We start from the raw sequence: 13,583 nt of genomic DNA on the forward strand, positions 1-13,583 counted from the left end.
ATCCTATCCGCGCATCAGCTGGGGGAGGAAGAGCACGACCTCGGGCCAGACCGTGATCAGCGCCGCGAGCCCCATCAGGATGACGAAAAAGGGCAGCGCCGCCCGCGCCACCCGCAGGATCGGTGCCCGGGCCACCCCCTGGATGACGAAGAGGTTGAAGCCGACCGGCGGCGTGATCTGCGCCGCCTCGACCATCAGGACCAGGAAGATGCCGAACCACAGCGGGCTGAAACCGGCCTGGGTGACGAGCGGCAGGGTGATGGGAAGGGTGATCACGATCATGCTGATCCCGTCGAGGAAGAAGCCCAGGACGACGTAGAAGAGCGCGATCACCACCACGAGGAGGTACTTCGAAAGCCCCAGCGAGGCGATCCAGGCGGCCAGCGCCGTGGGGATGCCCATAAAGCCCATCGCCGTCGAGAGCAGCGACGCGCCGGCGATGATGAGGCCGATCATGCTCGTCGTGCGCACGCTGCCCAGCACCGCCTGCTTGAAGCTCTCGAGCGTGAGCGAGCGGTAGGCGAGCGCCAGCAGGAACGCCCCCAGGACCCCGATCGCCGCCGACTCGGTCGGCGTCGCGAAACCCATGTAGATACTGCCGAGCACCAGCAGGATCAGCAGGGTGACAGGGACGAGGTTGACGAGCCCAACGAAACGGTCGCCCCAGGTGTAGCGGTCCCCGCCCGGCGCCTTTTCGGGCCAGCGCAGGCCGGCGTAGACGAGGTAGAGCATGAAGCCGCCGGCGAGCAGCAGCCCCGGAATCACCCCGGCGATGAAGAGCTTGCCGATCGAAACCTCGGCGAGCACGCCGTAGATGATCATCACCAGCGAGGGCGGGATCAAAAAACCGAGCGTGCCGGCCCCTGCGAGCGAGCCCAGGATCAGGTCGTCGTCGTAGCCGCGCTTGCGCAGCTCGGGGATGTTGATCTTGCCGATCGTGGCGGCGGTGGCCGCCGAGGACCCCGAGACCGCGGCGAAGATGGTGCTGGCCACCACGTTAGTATGCAGCAGCCGGCCGGGAAGCCAGGCCAGCCAGGGGGCGAGGCCGTCGAACATGCGCTCGGAGATGCGGGTGCGCAGGAGCAGTTCGCCCATGAAGATGAAGAGCGGCAGCGCGACGAGGGCCCAGGAGTCGGTGGCGTTCCAGGCGATGTTGCCCAAAAGCCGCAGCGGCGGCGTCGAGGTGAAGAGGTCGATGGAAACGAGGGCCACCGCGAAGAGGGAGACGAAGACCCAGACGCTCAGACCCAACAAGAGGAAGAGGATCGCGAGCAGGACGACGACGGCGACGAGCGGATCCATCTAGCCCTCCTCACCGGTCCAGCGCCTGAGCATGAAGGCGACGAAGCCGGTCCAGAGGACCAGCGCCCCCGCGAACGCCGTCGCGTAGGGGTAGACGAGCGGCGTGCGCGAGGGGAGGAAGCTGCGGGTACCGTAGTGCAGGGCGTCCAGGGTCTGGTTTCCCAGCGCCAGGACGAGCAGCGTGGCGAAGGCGAGGCCCAACAGGCCCGCGATCAGGTCCAGGCGGCGCTGCCACGCCGGGCTCAGGCGTTCGCGAAGCAGGCCCACGCGGATGTGCTCCCCCTTTTGCAGCGTGTACCCCGCGGCCAGGTAGACGATCCCGGCCATGAAGTAGCCCGAGTACTCCTCGGCGATCAGGGTGCTGCGCCCGAACAGCTGCCGCAGGGCGATTTCGAAGAGGATGAGGCCGGTGGTGAGCAGCAGCAGAAAGCCGGCCACCCATCCGGTCAGGGTGGCCAGGCCCTCTGCGGCCCGCAAGAGGGACCGCACGGCGGCTCCTTACTTGCCCTGGAAGGCGTCCAGGACTTCCTTCGCCTTCGGCCCCGCCTCGGCCATCCACTTCTCCAGGATCTTCTGGGCCGCCGCCTCCATCGCGCTCTGCAGCTCGGGGGTGATGTCCTTCACGATCTGCATGCCGTGGTTCTTGAGCGCGATTTCGGAGACCAGGTCGGCCTTCTGCGAAGCCTTCCACTGGAAGGCCTCCACCTCGTCGGCGGCGTCGAGGATGGCCTGCTGGTCCTCCGCGGAGAGCTTGTCGAACGCCTGCTTGTTGACGATCACCATGTTGAGCGGGAAGGCGTAGTTGATGCGGTGGAAGTAGTTGGTCACTTCCCAGAGCTTGGCGTCGACGCCGGTCTGCGTGGAGGTCAGCACCCCGTTGACCAGACCGGTGGAGAGGGCGGTGTAGAGCTCGCTGAAGGGAATGGCGATGCCCTGACCGCCCAGCAGGGTGACGAACTCGGCCGAGTTGGCGTCGTAGGTGCGGATCTTCAGGCCCTTGAAATCGGCCGTGCTCTTCAGCATCTTCTTGGTGTAGATGCCGCTCGGGGGCCAGGGGACGGCGTAGAGCAGCTTGGCGTTGTGCCGGGCCAGGGCTTCCACGTAGTAGGGCTTGGCGATCTGGTACAGCTTCCAGGCCTCGTCGTAGTTCTTCACCAGCAGCGGCACCGAGGTGAGCCCGAAGATGGGGTCGTCCCCGCGGGCGTTGCCCATGAGCAGCTCGGCGATGGGCAGCGTGCCGCTGCGCACCGCGCCCAGTACCTCCTGCCCTTTGAACCCCAAAGCGCCGCCGGGGTGGACGGCGATCTCGAGGTCGCCGCCGGTCTTCTTGGCGACGAGGTCGGCGAACATCACCACGCCCTTGGTGTGGAAGTTACCGGAGGGCCAGGCGATGTGCATGTCCCACTTGGTCTTGGCGAGGCCAAGACCGCTAAACATCAGGGCCGCGGACAACCAGAGTGCATACCTTTTCATAAGCTCACCTCCGCGTCCATTATAGTGCGGCGGCGACGGGGTCCTTTGGCCCAATCCCAGCGTGCCCCTTGGCGGCGTGCAACAATATGTACGAGGAGGTGCCCATGCCCAGCATCGATTTGAACGCCGACGCCGGGGAATCGTTCGGCCCCTGGAAGATGGGTAGCGACGAGGAGCTGTTCCCGCTGCTCAGCTCGGTCAACCTCGCCACCGGTTTTCACGCCGGCGACCCGCTCACGATGCGACGTAGCATCGCCCTGGCCCGAAAGCACGGGGTCGCGGTGGGGGCGCATCCGGGGTTTCCCGACCTGGTGGGGTTCGGGCGCCGCGACCTGGCGGTGACGCCGGAACAGGCCTATGCCGACACCCTCTACCAGATCGGGGCGCTCGCGGCCTTCCTGAAGGTGGAGGGCGCGCTGCTGCACCACGTCAAACCCCACGGGGCGCTCTACCTGCAGATGCTCCGCAACGAGGCCACCGCCGAAGCGGTGGCACGGGCGGTTCGCGACTACGACCCCGAGCTGCCGCTGGTGCTGCTGCCGAACACCCCCATGGAAGCGGCGGCCGCACGGGTGGGGGTGCGGTTCGTGCGCGAGGCCTTTCCCGACCGGGCCTACCTGTCCGACGGACGGCTGGCGCCGCGCAGCCTGGATGGGGCGCTGATCCGCGACCCCGAGCGGGCCGCCGAACGGGCGGTGCAGATGGTGCTCGAGGGTAAGGTCGCGGCGCTGGACGGCGGTGAGGTGGAGGTCCGGGCCGAGACCCTCTGCGTCCACGGCGACAACCCCGAGGCCGTGGCCATCGCGCGGGCGGTGCGCCGGGCGCTCGAGACCGCCGGGGTGGACGTCCGCAGCTACCGATGACCTGGGGCGCTTACCTCGTCTTCGGCCGCGGCATCGATCCCCGGGTAGGGGCGCGGGTGGCGCGTGCGTCGGCGGCCATCGAGGCAGGCCCGCCCGATTGGCTGCTCGACTGGATTCCCAGCTACGATCGCATCTTCGTCGAATACGATCCGCGAAAGGTGAACGTCCAGGCGCTCGCCGACTGGGCACGCAGCCTCGGAGCGGGGGAGGGGCGGGAGGGGCGATGCGTAGAGATCCCGGTGCGCTACGGCGGTCTCGACCTGCCCGAGATCGCCGAGCGCACCGGTCTGAGCCCCGAGGAGGTAGTCCGGCTGCACGCGGGTGTAAGCTACCGCGTCTACGCCGTCGGCTTCACCCCCGGCTTTCCCTTCATGGCCGAGGTGCCCGAGCCGCTGCGGCTGCCACGGCGCGCCGCTCCCCGTAAGCGCGTACCCGCGCACGCCGTGGGCATCGCGGGGGTGCAGACCGGCATCTACCCCCAGGAGAGCCCCGGGGGCTGGAACCTGCTGGGGCGCACCCTGGTCCGCGTCTACGACCCTCACCGGGAGCGGCCCTTCCTGCTCGAACCCGGAGACCGGGTGCGGTTCGTGCCGCAGGAGGGTGAGCCTCCGGGCCCGCCCGAGGCCGTGGAGCTTCTTGAGGCCGGGGAGGGTACCGCGGTGCTCGAGGTGCTCGAAGCCGGGCTGCTCACCCTCCCGGTCGACGGCGGACGCTTCCGTGCCGGCCGCTTCGGACTGGCGCGCAGCGGGCCCCTCGACGCCCGTTCGCTAAGCGTCGCCAACCGCCTCCTCGGCAACCCCCCTTCCGCGCCCGCGCTGGAGCTCAACCTAAGCGGGCCGCTGCTGGAAGCCCTAGAGGAGGTGACCGTGGCCCTGGCGCTGCAGGACGCCCACGGCCGCATGCAGGCATGGACCCGTCTCCTGCGGCGCGGCGAACGCCTGGACCTGCGTGCCCTCACCGGCGGCCCCCGGGGGTACCTGTCCGTACCCGGCGGGCTGGCGCTGGGTCGGTTCATGGACAGCGCCAGCCCCGACCTCAAGGGACGCATCGGCCGCCCGCTCGCGCCCGGCGACCGGCTGCACGCCCGGGCCGTGCCGGGCCGGCTGCGCCGAGCGAGGCGCGCATGGCGCCATGGCAGCCGTGCGGGGGCGGAGGCCGTCTTACGCCTGCGCCCGGGGCCGCAGGCGGAACCCGACGCTCTGGAGGCGCTCCTGCGAGGCCGTTTTCGCGTCGCGGCCGCCGATCGCATGGGCGTGCGTCTCGAAGGGGCTGCGGTGCCCGGCGGCGAAGTAACGAGCGAGGGCGTGCCCCTGGGCGCGGTGCAGGTCCCCCCCGGGGGGGCGCCGATGCTGCTGCTCGCCGACCGCGGCACCATCGGCGGCTACGCCAAACCCGCGGTTCTGCACCCCGCGGATCTGGCGCGGGCGGGTCAGCTGCGTGAAGGGGACCGGTTGCGCTTCGTGCTCGATCCCTCGGCGCAGGCCTACGCCGTCCTCGACGTCTAGCCGATCCCTGCCCAGCGACGGAACGTCGCCAGATTGTGAACGTCGGCCTCCTTAGGCGTTTCCATGATGAAGGTCTTATCGGCAAGGCGCGCATCCCGTACGATTCCGGCCAGCGCCGCGCCGATCTGCCCCTCCCCGAGGTTGGCGTGATGGTCCACGCCGCTGCCCAGGGCGCCGACCGAGTCGTTGAGGTGGACGAGCGGCACGCGCTCGAGGCCGACGGTGCGGTCCAGCTCGTCGATCACCCCGGCGGGGTCATCGTGCAGCGGGTAGCCTGCGGCGAAGGCGTGGCAGGTGTCGAAGGCCACGCCCAGGGGGGTCCCCGCGATCAGGTCGGCGAGCTCCTCGAACCGCCGCCCCACCTTGCGGCCTCGCCCGGCCACGTTCTCGAGCAGCAACCAGGGTCCTCCCGGTGCGAGCATGAGCGCCTTGAGCGCTCCCTCACGGACCCGCTCGGCCGGGCCCGAGCCCGGGTGCACGACCACGTAGTCGACCCCCAGCAGCGCGGCCTTCTCCAGGTCATCGGCCAGGCTGAAGACGCTCTTCTCCCAGAGCTCCCCATCGGCTCCGAGGTTGACCAGGTAGGAGGCGTGGATGGCCGTCCGGCGCACGAGGCCGATGGCCAGCGCGTCGCGGAAGGCTTCGGCCTCGCCGGGTCTCAAGCTGCGGGTTCGCCAGCTGCGCGGACTCTTGGCGAAGAGCTGGGCGGCGGTGGTGCCCAACTCTTCGGCGCGGTCGAGCGCAGCGGCGTAGCCGCGTCGGCCGCTGATGGAGTTGTGGAATCCGTAGTGCACGTTACTCCTCGAAACCCACGACCTCGATGCGCACCCGCGCGGTGCCCGCGCGGATCAGGTCGAGCTCGCGCGCGGCGGCGTAGCTGAGGTCGAGGATGCGGTTCTTCTTGAAGGGGCCGCGGTCGTTGATGCGCACGGTCACCCGGGCACCGGTGTCCAGCCGGGTCACCCGCACCACGCTGCCGAACGGCAGGGTACGGTGCGCGGCGGTGTAGGCGTACATGTCGAAGACCTCGCCGCTGGCGGTGCGGCGGCCGTGAAACCCCGGGCCGTACCACGAGGCCACGCCCTCCTCGACGTAGCCCAGCGGGACCTCGGGCGGTGGCGGTGGGCCGGGCACAACGAGGACCTGGCCGGGGTGGATACGGTCGTCCGTCAGGCCGTTGGCGGCACGTAACGCCGCGACACCGATCCCGAAGCGGCGGGCGATTGCGTAGAGGGTGTCTCCCGGCTGCACGACGTGAATTCGCTGCACCGCCGCCGGATCCGGTGCGTGCGCCTCGGGAAGCGCCCGCGGGGCGCAACCGGCGAGCAGCACGAGCAGCATCGCGGCGAACGCCGGTCGCACGCCTCAGACCTCCGTCCAGCCCCGGGGGCTGTGGCTCAGCAGTTCGATTCCGTTCGTCGTGACCAGGGCCAGCTCCTCGATGCGCACCCCGCCCCGGCCGGGGAGGTAGACGCCGGGTTCGAGGGTGATGACCATGCCGGGCTCCAGCACCTCGTCCGACCGCGCGTTCAGGAAGGGAGCCTCGTGGATCTCCAGGCCCACGCCGTGCCCCAGGGAATGCACGAACCGGGGGCCGTAGCCGGCGGCCTCGACGACGCAGCGCGCCACCGCGTCGAGTTCGCGCGCCGCCACGCCGGGCCGGGCCGCGTCCAGGGCCGCCTCCAGCGCTTGCAGGACCACGTCGAAGATCCGGCGCATCTCCCCGTCGGCCGCGCCCACCGCGACGGTACGGGTCATGTCGGAGTGGTAGCCGCCGACGACGGCCCCGAAGTCGAGGGTGACGAGCTCGCCGGCCTCGACCGTCTTGTCCGAGGCCACGCCGTGGGGCAGCGCCCCCCGGGGGCCCGAGGCGACGATGAAGTCGAAGGCCGCGGCCTCGGCGCCCTCGCGCCGCAGCCAGAACTCGAGGTCGAGGGCCAGGTCGCGTTCACGCACGCCCGGACGGAGACGGGGCAGCAGCCAGGCCAGCCCGCGGTCGGCAAGCGCCGCGGCCGCCCGGATGCGTTCGACTTCTTCGGGCGTCTTGACGCGCCGCGCCTGCTCGACGAGGTTTTCCGTGGCCACCCATTCGGCCGAGGTGGCCGCGCGCAGCCGCTCCAGGTCGGCGCAGGGGAGGTGGCGCGCCTCGTAGCCGACGCGCAACCCGGCGACGTGCGGTTCGAGAAAGCCGTAGCCCTCGCGCGGGTTGACGATCTCGACGGCGATGCGCGACTCCGCGGGTGCCTGCTGGCCGTAGCGGGCGTCGGTGAAGAGGAGGGGGGCTTCGGGGCGGTAGAGCACCCAGGCGTCCTCGGGCGCGGTGAAGCCCGACAGGTAGCGGACGTTCTCCGGTCGCTTGACGAGCAGGGCGTCGACGTTGGGTGGCGGTGATACGTTCATATTTCACGAGCTCCTAGATCGTGATGTTATTCTCAGGGTCGCATCCGCGTGTACATCCGCGGGAAGGGCACGGCCTCGCGCACGTGGGCGAGGCCGGCGATCCAGGCGACCGTACGCTCGAGCCCCAGCCCGAAACCCGCGTGGGGTACGCTGCCGTAGCGGCGCAGGTCCAGGTACCATTCGAAGACCTCTTCGGGCAGGCCGTGCTCGCGGATGCGCTTCAACAACAGCCCCGGCTCGTGGATGCGCTCGGAGCCGCCGATGATCTCCCCGTAGCCCTCGGGTGCGAGCAGGTCGTCGTTCTTCACCAGGCTTGGGTCCTCGTCGTCGGGTTGCATGTAGAAGGCCTTGATGGCCGCGGGGTACTTCTCGATAAAGACCGGGCGGTCGAAGCGCCGGCTGATCGCCGCCTCGTGGGGGGCGCCGAAGTCCTCACCGTAGGGGAGGGCCTCGACCTCGGGGTCGCTTTCGGCGATCTTGGCGAGCAGCTCGACGGCCCCCCGGTAGCTGAGGCGCGGGTAATCGCCTGCGGCCGCGGGCTCGAGCGCCTTCGGGTCGCGCTCCAGCAACTCCAGCTCGCGCGCCCGGTGCTCGAGCACCCGCCCCACCAGGTAGCTCACGTAGGCCTCCTGCAGGGCGATGTTCTCCTCGTGGTCCATGAAGGCGGCCTCGGGTTCGACCATCCAGAACTCCAGAAGGTGCCGCCGGGTTTTGGAGCGCTCGGCGCGAAAGGTGGGGCCGAAGGTGTAGACCTTGCCGTAGGCCAGCGCTCCCGCCTCGGCGTAGAGCTGGCCCGACTGGCTCAGGTAGGCCTTCTGACCGTCGAAGAGGTCCACCTCGAAGAGCTCGGTCGTCCCCTCGACGGCGTTGGGGGTGAGGATCGGGGTGTCGAAGCGAACGAAGCCGCGCTGGGCGAAGAAGTCGTGGGTGGCGCGTTCGATCTCGTCGCGAATCCGCATCGCTGCCCAGGGGCGGCGGTGGCGCAGCCACAGATGGCGGTGGTCCATCAGGAACTCGATGCCGTGCTCCTTGGGGGTGATGGGGTACTCGCCCTCGGGCTCGCTCAGCACCTCCAGGCCCAGGACCTCGATCTCGTAGCCGCCGGGGGCGCGGGCGTCGGCCTTGACCCGCCCCCACACCTCGAGCGCCGTCTCCTGGCGCAGGTGGTCGGCGCGAACGAAGGTCGCTTCGTCGACGTTGCCCCTAAAGACGGTGGCCTGGAGGAAGCCGGTGCCGTCGCGAACGATGAGGAAGTGCAGCTTGCCCTTGCTGCGGCGGTTCACCAGCCAGCCGGCGAGCCGCACCTCCTGGCCCTCGTACCGGGCGATCTCTTCGATGTACGCACGTTGCATGCAATGAGTTTAACGCAGCTCGCGCCAGGCCGCCCACTCGAGTACGATGGCGTAGACGGCTACGACGACGGCAAAAAGCTCGAGAGCGCTCGGGCGCAGGGCCGCGAGCGCTAGAAACCCCGCCACCAGTCCGGCTGCATGCGCCACCGACGAAGCGCGCACGAGCACGCTCTGGATGTATTCGTCCACGATCAGGCGCTCTCCCGCCCCCGGCAGCAGGAAGACGATCAGCGACAACGCAGGCACCAGCATCAGGGGGTAACCGTTGAAAGCCAAATACAGCAGCGCCGTCGCGGTCACCACCACCCAGGCCGTGAGGACGACCAGCCGGTACCCGCGCCGGGCCCCCGTCTCGCCCGCCAGGGGTGCGGACTCCTTACCCAGGGCCACCTTGACTTCCGAGGCAGGCCCGTCGCTCCAGCCAATCCAGGCGATGACCGCACCCACGAGGGTGACCGAAGCCAGGTAGATCCACACCAGCGCCCAGGCGGCCTGGGCGGCGCCGGAGGCGAAGGCGATCAGTGCTGCGGCGGCCAGGACGATCGCGGTGCCGCTGATGGAAACCGTACGCTTGGATCGTTCATTCGGCATGATGCACCCCGCTCTCTTCGGGCTCGAATACGTCCTCGATGGCCAGACCGAAAACCTCGGCGATCTTGAAGGCCAGCGGCAGGCTGGGGTCGTACCGCCCCTTCTCGATGGCGTTGACCGTCTGGCGGCTGACACCCAGGCGCTCGACCAGCGTCGCCTGGCTCCAGCCGCGTTCGGCCCTAAGCACCGGAAGCCTGTTCTTCATAGCGACCCGCCTCCAGGCGTTCGGCGGCGCGCAGGAAGCGGCGCGCCGCGTTCTTGAGCAGACCGGCCGCCAGGGTGCGCCCCCGCCGCAGCAAGGGGTCGGCCGCGCGCAGGCGCTCCATCTCCGTTTGCACCTGGCTCCGCCGTTGTTCGCCGGCTTCGAGGAGTTCGTAAGGGTTGAGGTTGCCCGTTCCCATGTCAAGCCTCCTTGACACAAGGGTAAAGCCTGCGCGACCATATGTCAAGTGTGCTTTACTATCCCCGCACGGCACCGCGGGGACGGGCGGGACGGATAGCCCTAAGCACCTCGCGCTCATGGGTAAATAATGAGCGCGAAGCGGGAGGTGAAGGATTTGCAAGAGATCATGACGCAACTCTGGCCCTGGTACGTTTCCGGCCCCTTGCTGGGTCTGATCGTGCCGCTCTTGCTCTGGCTCGGTAACAAAGACTTCGGAATCTCGGCCAACCTGCGCCACGTCTGCGCCATGTGGCCGGGTAAGAAACCCGCCTTCTTCCAGTACGACTGGAGGAAAGAGACCTGGAACCTGCTCTTCGCGCTGGGCCTGCTCGCGGGCGGCTTCCTCGCCGGCTACCTGTACCCGGGGGACCCGGTCCACCTCAACGGCACGGTGCTCGAGCGCATCAAGAGCTGGGGGCTCGACGACCCGCAGGCCATCGTCCCCCTCAAGCTGTTCGCCACGAGCGCGCTAGCCTCCTGGAAGGTCTGGGTCTATCTGCTGCTCGGCGGCTTCCTAATCGGTTTCGGAGCCCGTTACGGCGGGGGCTGCACCTCGGGCCACGCGATCACCGGCATCGCGGCGCTGCAGCTGCCCTCGCTTGTGGCGGTCGTCTTCTTCTTCGTCGGCGGCCTGATCGGAGCCTGGTGGATCCTGCCCGGGCTGATCGCCTGGATCACGGGAGGTGCCGGATGAGGTTCTTCTTCGGTCTGGCCTACTTCCTGGTGGGCGTCCTCGGGGGCGTCACCCTGGTGCAGTCGCAGGCGGCTTCCTGGTACCGCATCCAGGAGATGTTTCAGTTCGGGGCCTTTCACATGTACGGCATGATCATGTCCGCGATCGTCGTGGCCATGATCGGCGTTTGGCTGCTGCGGGGCAAGCGCAGCCTCGAGGGACCCGAGATCAAGATCAACGACAAGGCCCGTACCTGGACCCGTTACATCGTGGGCGGGACGATCTTCGGGCTCGGCTGGGCGCTGGCCGGCGCCTGCCCGGGGCCCACGCTGGCGCTGATCGGCGCCGGCTGGCCCGCCTACCTGATCCTCTTCGCGGGAATGATCCTGGGCACCTGGGTCTACGGGCTGCTGCGGGAGATGCTGCCGCACTGATACGAAGTTCCGAAAGGACTACGGCCGGGCGCGCGCCCGGCCGTAAGTCTGCAGGATGAGCTCGGCGGCCTCGAGCAGGCCCCCTTCGCCTGAGGGAGCGACCACGCGGTCGGCCGCCCGCTGCACGAAGTCGGGCGCGTTGCCTACGGCGATGCCTAGGCCCGCCGCTTCGAGGCCGCCCAGGTCGTTGAGCCCGTCGCCCAGCATCACCGTGGCCTCGGGGGCGACGCCGTAGCTACGGGCCAGCTCGAGCAGGCCCGTGCCCTTGTGCCCCGCGGCCGGCTTGACGCCGAGGATCCAGTATCCTTCGCGGGGTCCGTAGGCCTCGACGCGGGCGCCCGCGCTCAGCTCCGCTCGCAGCCCATCCAGCCGCCCGGCGGGTACCCGCAGCAGCCAGGCCCCTACGAGGGGCAGGTCGGGAACGGCTTCGGGGGCGATGGCGAAGGAAGGCGTACCCGTCGCCGCCACGTGTTCGTGGCGGTCTTCGGGGGGCCGGGTGGCCAGGTGGTAGCGGACGCCCAGGGCGGTGTGGAACTCGGCGACGAGGTGAAGATCAAGGGCGGCCGCGAGGACCCGCCTCACCACGGAGGGGTCCAGCGTCGTACGGCTCTGGATACGGCCGCGGGCGTCGGCGATCAGGGCGCCGTCGGAAAAGGCGTGCAGGCCGTCGGGGCGGATGCGCCTGGCCGCCTCGAGCGCGAACCCCGCCGGCAGCCGTCCGGTGTTGACCGCGAGCAGGTGGCCCGCCGCACGCAGCCGTTCGAGGAACCGCGGCGCGTCGGGAAGGAAGACCCCGTGCTTCAGCAGGGTGCCGTCCAGGTCCAGCGCGATCAGCGCCCGCGCCACAACCCCTCCAGCGCCTCGGCGAGGCCGCAGCGCTCCACCGGCGCGACCACGCGGTCGGCGGCGCGCTTGACCTCGTCCGGCGCGTTGCCCATGGCGATCCCCACGCCGGCGGCGCGGATCAGCTCCAGGTCGTTGGCGCCGTCGCCGATCATGGCCACCTCGCGCATCGTCACCCCGAACCGCTCGGCCACCCAGCGCGCCGCACTCAGCTTGCCGGCGCGGCGCTCGAGCAGCGAGGCGTAGAGCACGCCGGGGGTGGACGGGCTGGTGCCCATGTGCCAGGAAAGCCGTTCCGTCAGCTCGGCGTCCACCGCAGCCCTGGCGCGCTCCCACGCCGGGCCGGGGCGCACGACCCACTGCAGGCGGATGACGGTGCTGCGGAAGAACCGCGCCTGCAGTTCCGTCCGCTGAAACTCGATCCCCAGCAGGCGGGCATGGGCTTCAAGGTCCGAGGACGAGCGCTCGACGTAGACGCCGCCCTCGGCGTCGTAGGCCTCGAGGGGCAGGGCGCGAGCGCGGGCCAAGTCGACGACCCGGTGGTAGGCCGTCTGGGGCAGACGCACGGCGTGCGCCGGGGTGCCGTCCGCGCGGGCGACGAGCGCCCCCTGATGGAAGACGTGGAGGCCTTCGGGGTCGAGCCGCCGCGCGTAGTCAAGGCTCAGGCCGGCGCTAGGTCGCCCGGTGGCCAGCGAGAGGTGCAGGCCGTGGGCGCGGGCCTTTCGCGCCGCCTCCCAGGCGCAGCCGGGCACCCCGTCGGGCCCGTGCAGGGTGCCGTCGACGTCGACGAAGACGAGGCGGATCATCGCACGCCGATCCATCCCGAGTGGGCGACGACCGCGGGCCCGCCCACGTAGACCGCGTAGGGTTCGCCCGACACCGCGTACTCGACGCGTACACGAACCACGCCAGGCACGCCCAGATGGTGCCCCTGAAGCACCTGGATCTCGGCCGAGCCCTCGCGCCGCGGCACCACCCCGGCGCGGGCCAGCAGCGCGGCCAGCGCCCCGTTCGCGGTGCCCGTGACCGGGTCTTCGGGAATGCCCAGAGCGGGCGCAAAGTCGCGAGCGTAGTAGGCCCGCGGCCCCACCGGCGCGTAGGTGTGCACGGTGTCGACCTCGAGCACCGAGCAGATCTCGACCAGCCGTTCCATGTCGGGCTCGAGCTCGTCGACCAACCCGGGGGCGATCAGGGGAACGAAGGCGGACCAAAGGCCGCTGAAGGCGACGCCGCTGGGCAGCCCACGGTGCAGGTAGCGCTCGTTGATACCCAAAGCCTCGAGCAGCTCGCGCAACGCGCTCCAGGAGAGAACGTCGCGGAAGCGGGGCGCGGGCTCGCGCATCACCGCCTGGATCACCCCGGCCTCGTCGCGCTCCAGGTGGACCGGAATGTTGTCCACCGGGGTCTGCAGGAAGAGCTGGCGCTCGCTCTCGCCGATGCGCCCCTGCAGCGTCAGGGTGACCGCCAGGGCGATGGCCGCGTGCCCCGCAAACTCGACTTCACGGGCCGGGGTGTAGAACCGCACCGAGAAGACGTTGTCCTTCCAGTCGGTGACGAAGACGGTCTCGCTGGTCTCGAGCTCCTGGGCGACGCGGCGCATCTGCGCGTCCGAAAGCCCGCGGGCGTCGAGCAGCACCGCGGCGCGGTTCCCCGTGCCCGGGGTGCGGGTGAAGGCGTCGACGAGCAGGTAGGGCAGCTTCACCGG

Annotated in this window: 17 protein-coding genes; 4 read left to right on the forward strand and 13 right to left on the reverse strand. The window is 70.0% G+C overall.

Annotation, left to right across the window (positions count from 1 at the left end; all coding sequences use genetic code 11):
• Window positions 1-3: 3 nt before the first annotated feature.
• The 3 genes from HNQ05_RS08740 to HNQ05_RS08750 are packed head-to-tail and all read right to left on the reverse strand — an operon-like array spanning window position 4 to window position 2,775.
• The gene (locus HNQ05_RS08740) at window positions 4-1,302 is read right to left on the reverse strand and encodes a TRAP transporter large permease (protein ID WP_147146029.1); all 1,299 of its coding nucleotides are present in this window, start codon (window positions 1,300-1,302) and stop codon (window positions 4-6) included.
• Window positions 1,303-1,791 carry a TRAP transporter small permease subunit gene (locus tag HNQ05_RS08745; protein ID WP_147146027.1) on the reverse strand — a complete coding sequence of 163 codons (489 nt, stop codon included), beginning with the start codon at window positions 1,789-1,791 and terminating at the stop codon, window positions 1,303-1,305.
• A gap of 9 nt (window positions 1,792-1,800) precedes the next feature.
• Complete coding sequence (locus HNQ05_RS08750) at window positions 1,801-2,775, reverse strand: TRAP transporter substrate-binding protein (protein WP_147146025.1); 975 nt, start codon at window positions 2,773-2,775, stop codon at window positions 1,801-1,803.
• Window positions 2,776-2,879: 104 nt separating this feature from the next.
• Here HNQ05_RS08750 and HNQ05_RS08755 point away from each other — a divergent pair, with 104 nt between their 5' ends.
• Together HNQ05_RS08755 and pxpB are read left to right on the forward strand one after the other, a co-directional pair.
• A complete protein-coding gene (locus HNQ05_RS08755) occupies window positions 2,880-3,638 on the forward strand; it encodes a LamB/YcsF family protein (RefSeq protein WP_147146023.1) in 759 nt (252 codons plus the stop codon).
• Window positions 3,635-5,143, forward strand: a complete 1,509-nt coding sequence (pxpB, locus tag HNQ05_RS08760; protein ID WP_147146021.1) for a 5-oxoprolinase subunit PxpB — start codon at window positions 3,635-3,637, stop codon at window positions 5,141-5,143. The genes HNQ05_RS08755 and pxpB overlap by 4 nt, the downstream gene beginning before the upstream one ends.
• On the opposite strand, the gene HNQ05_RS08765 is transcribed toward pxpB, so the two are convergent.
• From HNQ05_RS08765 to HNQ05_RS08795, 7 genes are read right to left on the reverse strand one after another with little or no spacing between them, the layout of a single operon-like run.
• Window positions 5,140-5,937: a deoxyribonuclease IV gene (locus HNQ05_RS08765; RefSeq protein ID WP_147146019.1), complete on the reverse strand. Its 798-nt coding sequence runs from the start codon at window positions 5,935-5,937 to the stop codon at window positions 5,140-5,142. The genes pxpB and HNQ05_RS08765 overlap by 4 nt on opposite strands.
• 1 nt (window position 5,938) lies before the next feature.
• On the reverse strand, window positions 5,939-6,505 hold the full coding sequence (locus HNQ05_RS08770; protein ID WP_246104091.1) for a septal ring lytic transglycosylase RlpA family protein: 567 nt from the start codon (window positions 6,503-6,505) through the stop codon (window positions 5,939-5,941).
• Window positions 6,506-6,508: 3 nt separating this feature from the next.
• Entirely contained in the window at window positions 6,509-7,543 is a 1,035-nt protein-coding gene (locus tag HNQ05_RS08775) for a M24 family metallopeptidase (protein WP_147146017.1), read from the reverse strand.
• A 32-nt stretch (window positions 7,544-7,575) separates the two neighbouring features.
• On the reverse strand, window positions 7,576-8,895 hold the full coding sequence (gene asnS, locus HNQ05_RS08780; RefSeq protein WP_147146015.1) for an asparagine--tRNA ligase: 1,320 nt from the start codon (window positions 8,893-8,895) through the stop codon (window positions 7,576-7,578).
• Window positions 8,896-8,904: 9 nt separating this feature from the next.
• On the reverse strand, window positions 8,905-9,486 hold the full coding sequence (locus tag HNQ05_RS08785; RefSeq protein WP_147146013.1) for a hypothetical protein: 582 nt from the start codon (window positions 9,484-9,486) through the stop codon (window positions 8,905-8,907).
• The gene (locus HNQ05_RS08790; protein WP_147146011.1) at window positions 9,476-9,691 is read right to left on the reverse strand and encodes a helix-turn-helix transcriptional regulator; all 216 of its coding nucleotides are present in this window, start codon (window positions 9,689-9,691) and stop codon (window positions 9,476-9,478) included. The genes HNQ05_RS08785 and HNQ05_RS08790 overlap by 11 nt, the downstream gene beginning before the upstream one ends.
• Entirely contained in the window at window positions 9,666-9,887 is a 222-nt protein-coding gene (locus HNQ05_RS08795) for a hypothetical protein (RefSeq protein WP_147146009.1), read from the reverse strand. Before HNQ05_RS08795 ends, HNQ05_RS08790 begins: the two co-directional genes overlap by 26 nt.
• 168 nt (window positions 9,888-10,055) lie before the next feature.
• On the opposite strand from HNQ05_RS08795, the gene HNQ05_RS08800 reads away from it, so the two are divergent.
• Both HNQ05_RS08800 and HNQ05_RS08805 read left to right on the forward strand, forming a co-directional pair.
• Complete coding sequence (locus HNQ05_RS08800; protein WP_246104090.1) at window positions 10,056-10,622, forward strand: YeeE/YedE family protein; 567 nt, start codon at window positions 10,056-10,058, stop codon at window positions 10,620-10,622.
• Entirely contained in the window at window positions 10,619-11,035 is a 417-nt protein-coding gene (locus HNQ05_RS08805; RefSeq protein ID WP_147146005.1) for a DUF6691 family protein, read from the forward strand. The genes HNQ05_RS08800 and HNQ05_RS08805 overlap by 4 nt, the downstream gene beginning before the upstream one ends.
• 18 nt (window positions 11,036-11,053) lie before the next feature.
• On the opposite strand, the gene HNQ05_RS08810 is transcribed toward HNQ05_RS08805, so the two are convergent.
• The 3 genes from HNQ05_RS08810 to HNQ05_RS08820 are packed head-to-tail and all read right to left on the reverse strand — an operon-like array spanning window position 11,054 to window position 13,580.
• Window positions 11,054-11,881 (reverse strand): HAD family hydrolase, encoded by an 828-nt coding sequence (locus HNQ05_RS08810; RefSeq protein ID WP_183677753.1) that lies wholly within the window; start codon window positions 11,879-11,881, stop codon window positions 11,054-11,056.
• A complete protein-coding gene (locus HNQ05_RS08815; protein ID WP_147146001.1) occupies window positions 11,866-12,684 on the reverse strand; it encodes an HAD family hydrolase in 819 nt (272 codons plus the stop codon). The genes HNQ05_RS08810 and HNQ05_RS08815 overlap by 16 nt, the downstream gene beginning before the upstream one ends.
• Window positions 12,681-13,580, reverse strand: coding sequence for a PhzF family protein (locus HNQ05_RS08820; RefSeq protein ID WP_147145999.1), 900 nt, complete (start codon window positions 13,578-13,580; stop codon window positions 12,681-12,683). Before HNQ05_RS08820 ends, HNQ05_RS08815 begins: the two co-directional genes overlap by 4 nt.
• Between the last annotated feature and the right edge of the window lie 3 nt (window positions 13,581-13,583).

Source organism: Oceanithermus desulfurans (genome assembly GCF_014201675.1).
In the GTDB taxonomy this organism is placed as follows: domain Bacteria; phylum Deinococcota; class Deinococci; order Deinococcales; family Marinithermaceae; genus Oceanithermus; species Oceanithermus desulfurans.

Coding starts and splice junctions, on each gene's coding strand:
- HNQ05_RS08800 (WP_246104090.1), top strand. CDS start 10,056: ATGACGCAACTCTGGCCCTGGTACGTTTCCGGCCCCTTGCTGGGTCTG.
- HNQ05_RS08750 (WP_147146025.1), bottom strand. CDS start 2,775: ATGAAAAGGTATGCACTCTGGTTGTCCGCGGCCCTGATGTTTAGCGGT.
- HNQ05_RS08775 (WP_147146017.1), bottom strand. CDS start 7,543: ATGAACGTATCACCGCCACCCAACGTCGACGCCCTGCTCGTCAAGCGA.
- HNQ05_RS08790 (WP_147146011.1), bottom strand. CDS start 9,691: ATGAAGAACAGGCTTCCGGTGCTTAGGGCCGAACGCGGCTGGAGCCAG.
- asnS (WP_147146015.1), bottom strand. CDS start 8,895: ATGCAACGTGCGTACATCGAAGAGATCGCCCGGTACGAGGGCCAGGAG.
- HNQ05_RS08755 (WP_147146023.1), top strand. CDS start 2,880: ATGCCCAGCATCGATTTGAACGCCGACGCCGGGGAATCGTTCGGCCCC.
- HNQ05_RS08785 (WP_147146013.1), bottom strand. CDS start 9,486: ATGCCGAATGAACGATCCAAGCGTACGGTTTCCATCAGCGGCACCGCG.
- HNQ05_RS08795 (WP_147146009.1), bottom strand. CDS start 9,887: ATGGGAACGGGCAACCTCAACCCTTACGAACTCCTCGAAGCCGGCGAA.
- HNQ05_RS08815 (WP_147146001.1), bottom strand. CDS start 12,684: ATGATCCGCCTCGTCTTCGTCGACGTCGACGGCACCCTGCACGGGCCC.
- HNQ05_RS08740 (WP_147146029.1), bottom strand. CDS start 1,302: ATGGATCCGCTCGTCGCCGTCGTCGTCCTGCTCGCGATCCTCTTCCTC.
- pxpB (WP_147146021.1), top strand. CDS start 3,635: ATGACCTGGGGCGCTTACCTCGTCTTCGGCCGCGGCATCGATCCCCGG.
- HNQ05_RS08805 (WP_147146005.1), top strand. CDS start 10,619: ATGAGGTTCTTCTTCGGTCTGGCCTACTTCCTGGTGGGCGTCCTCGGG.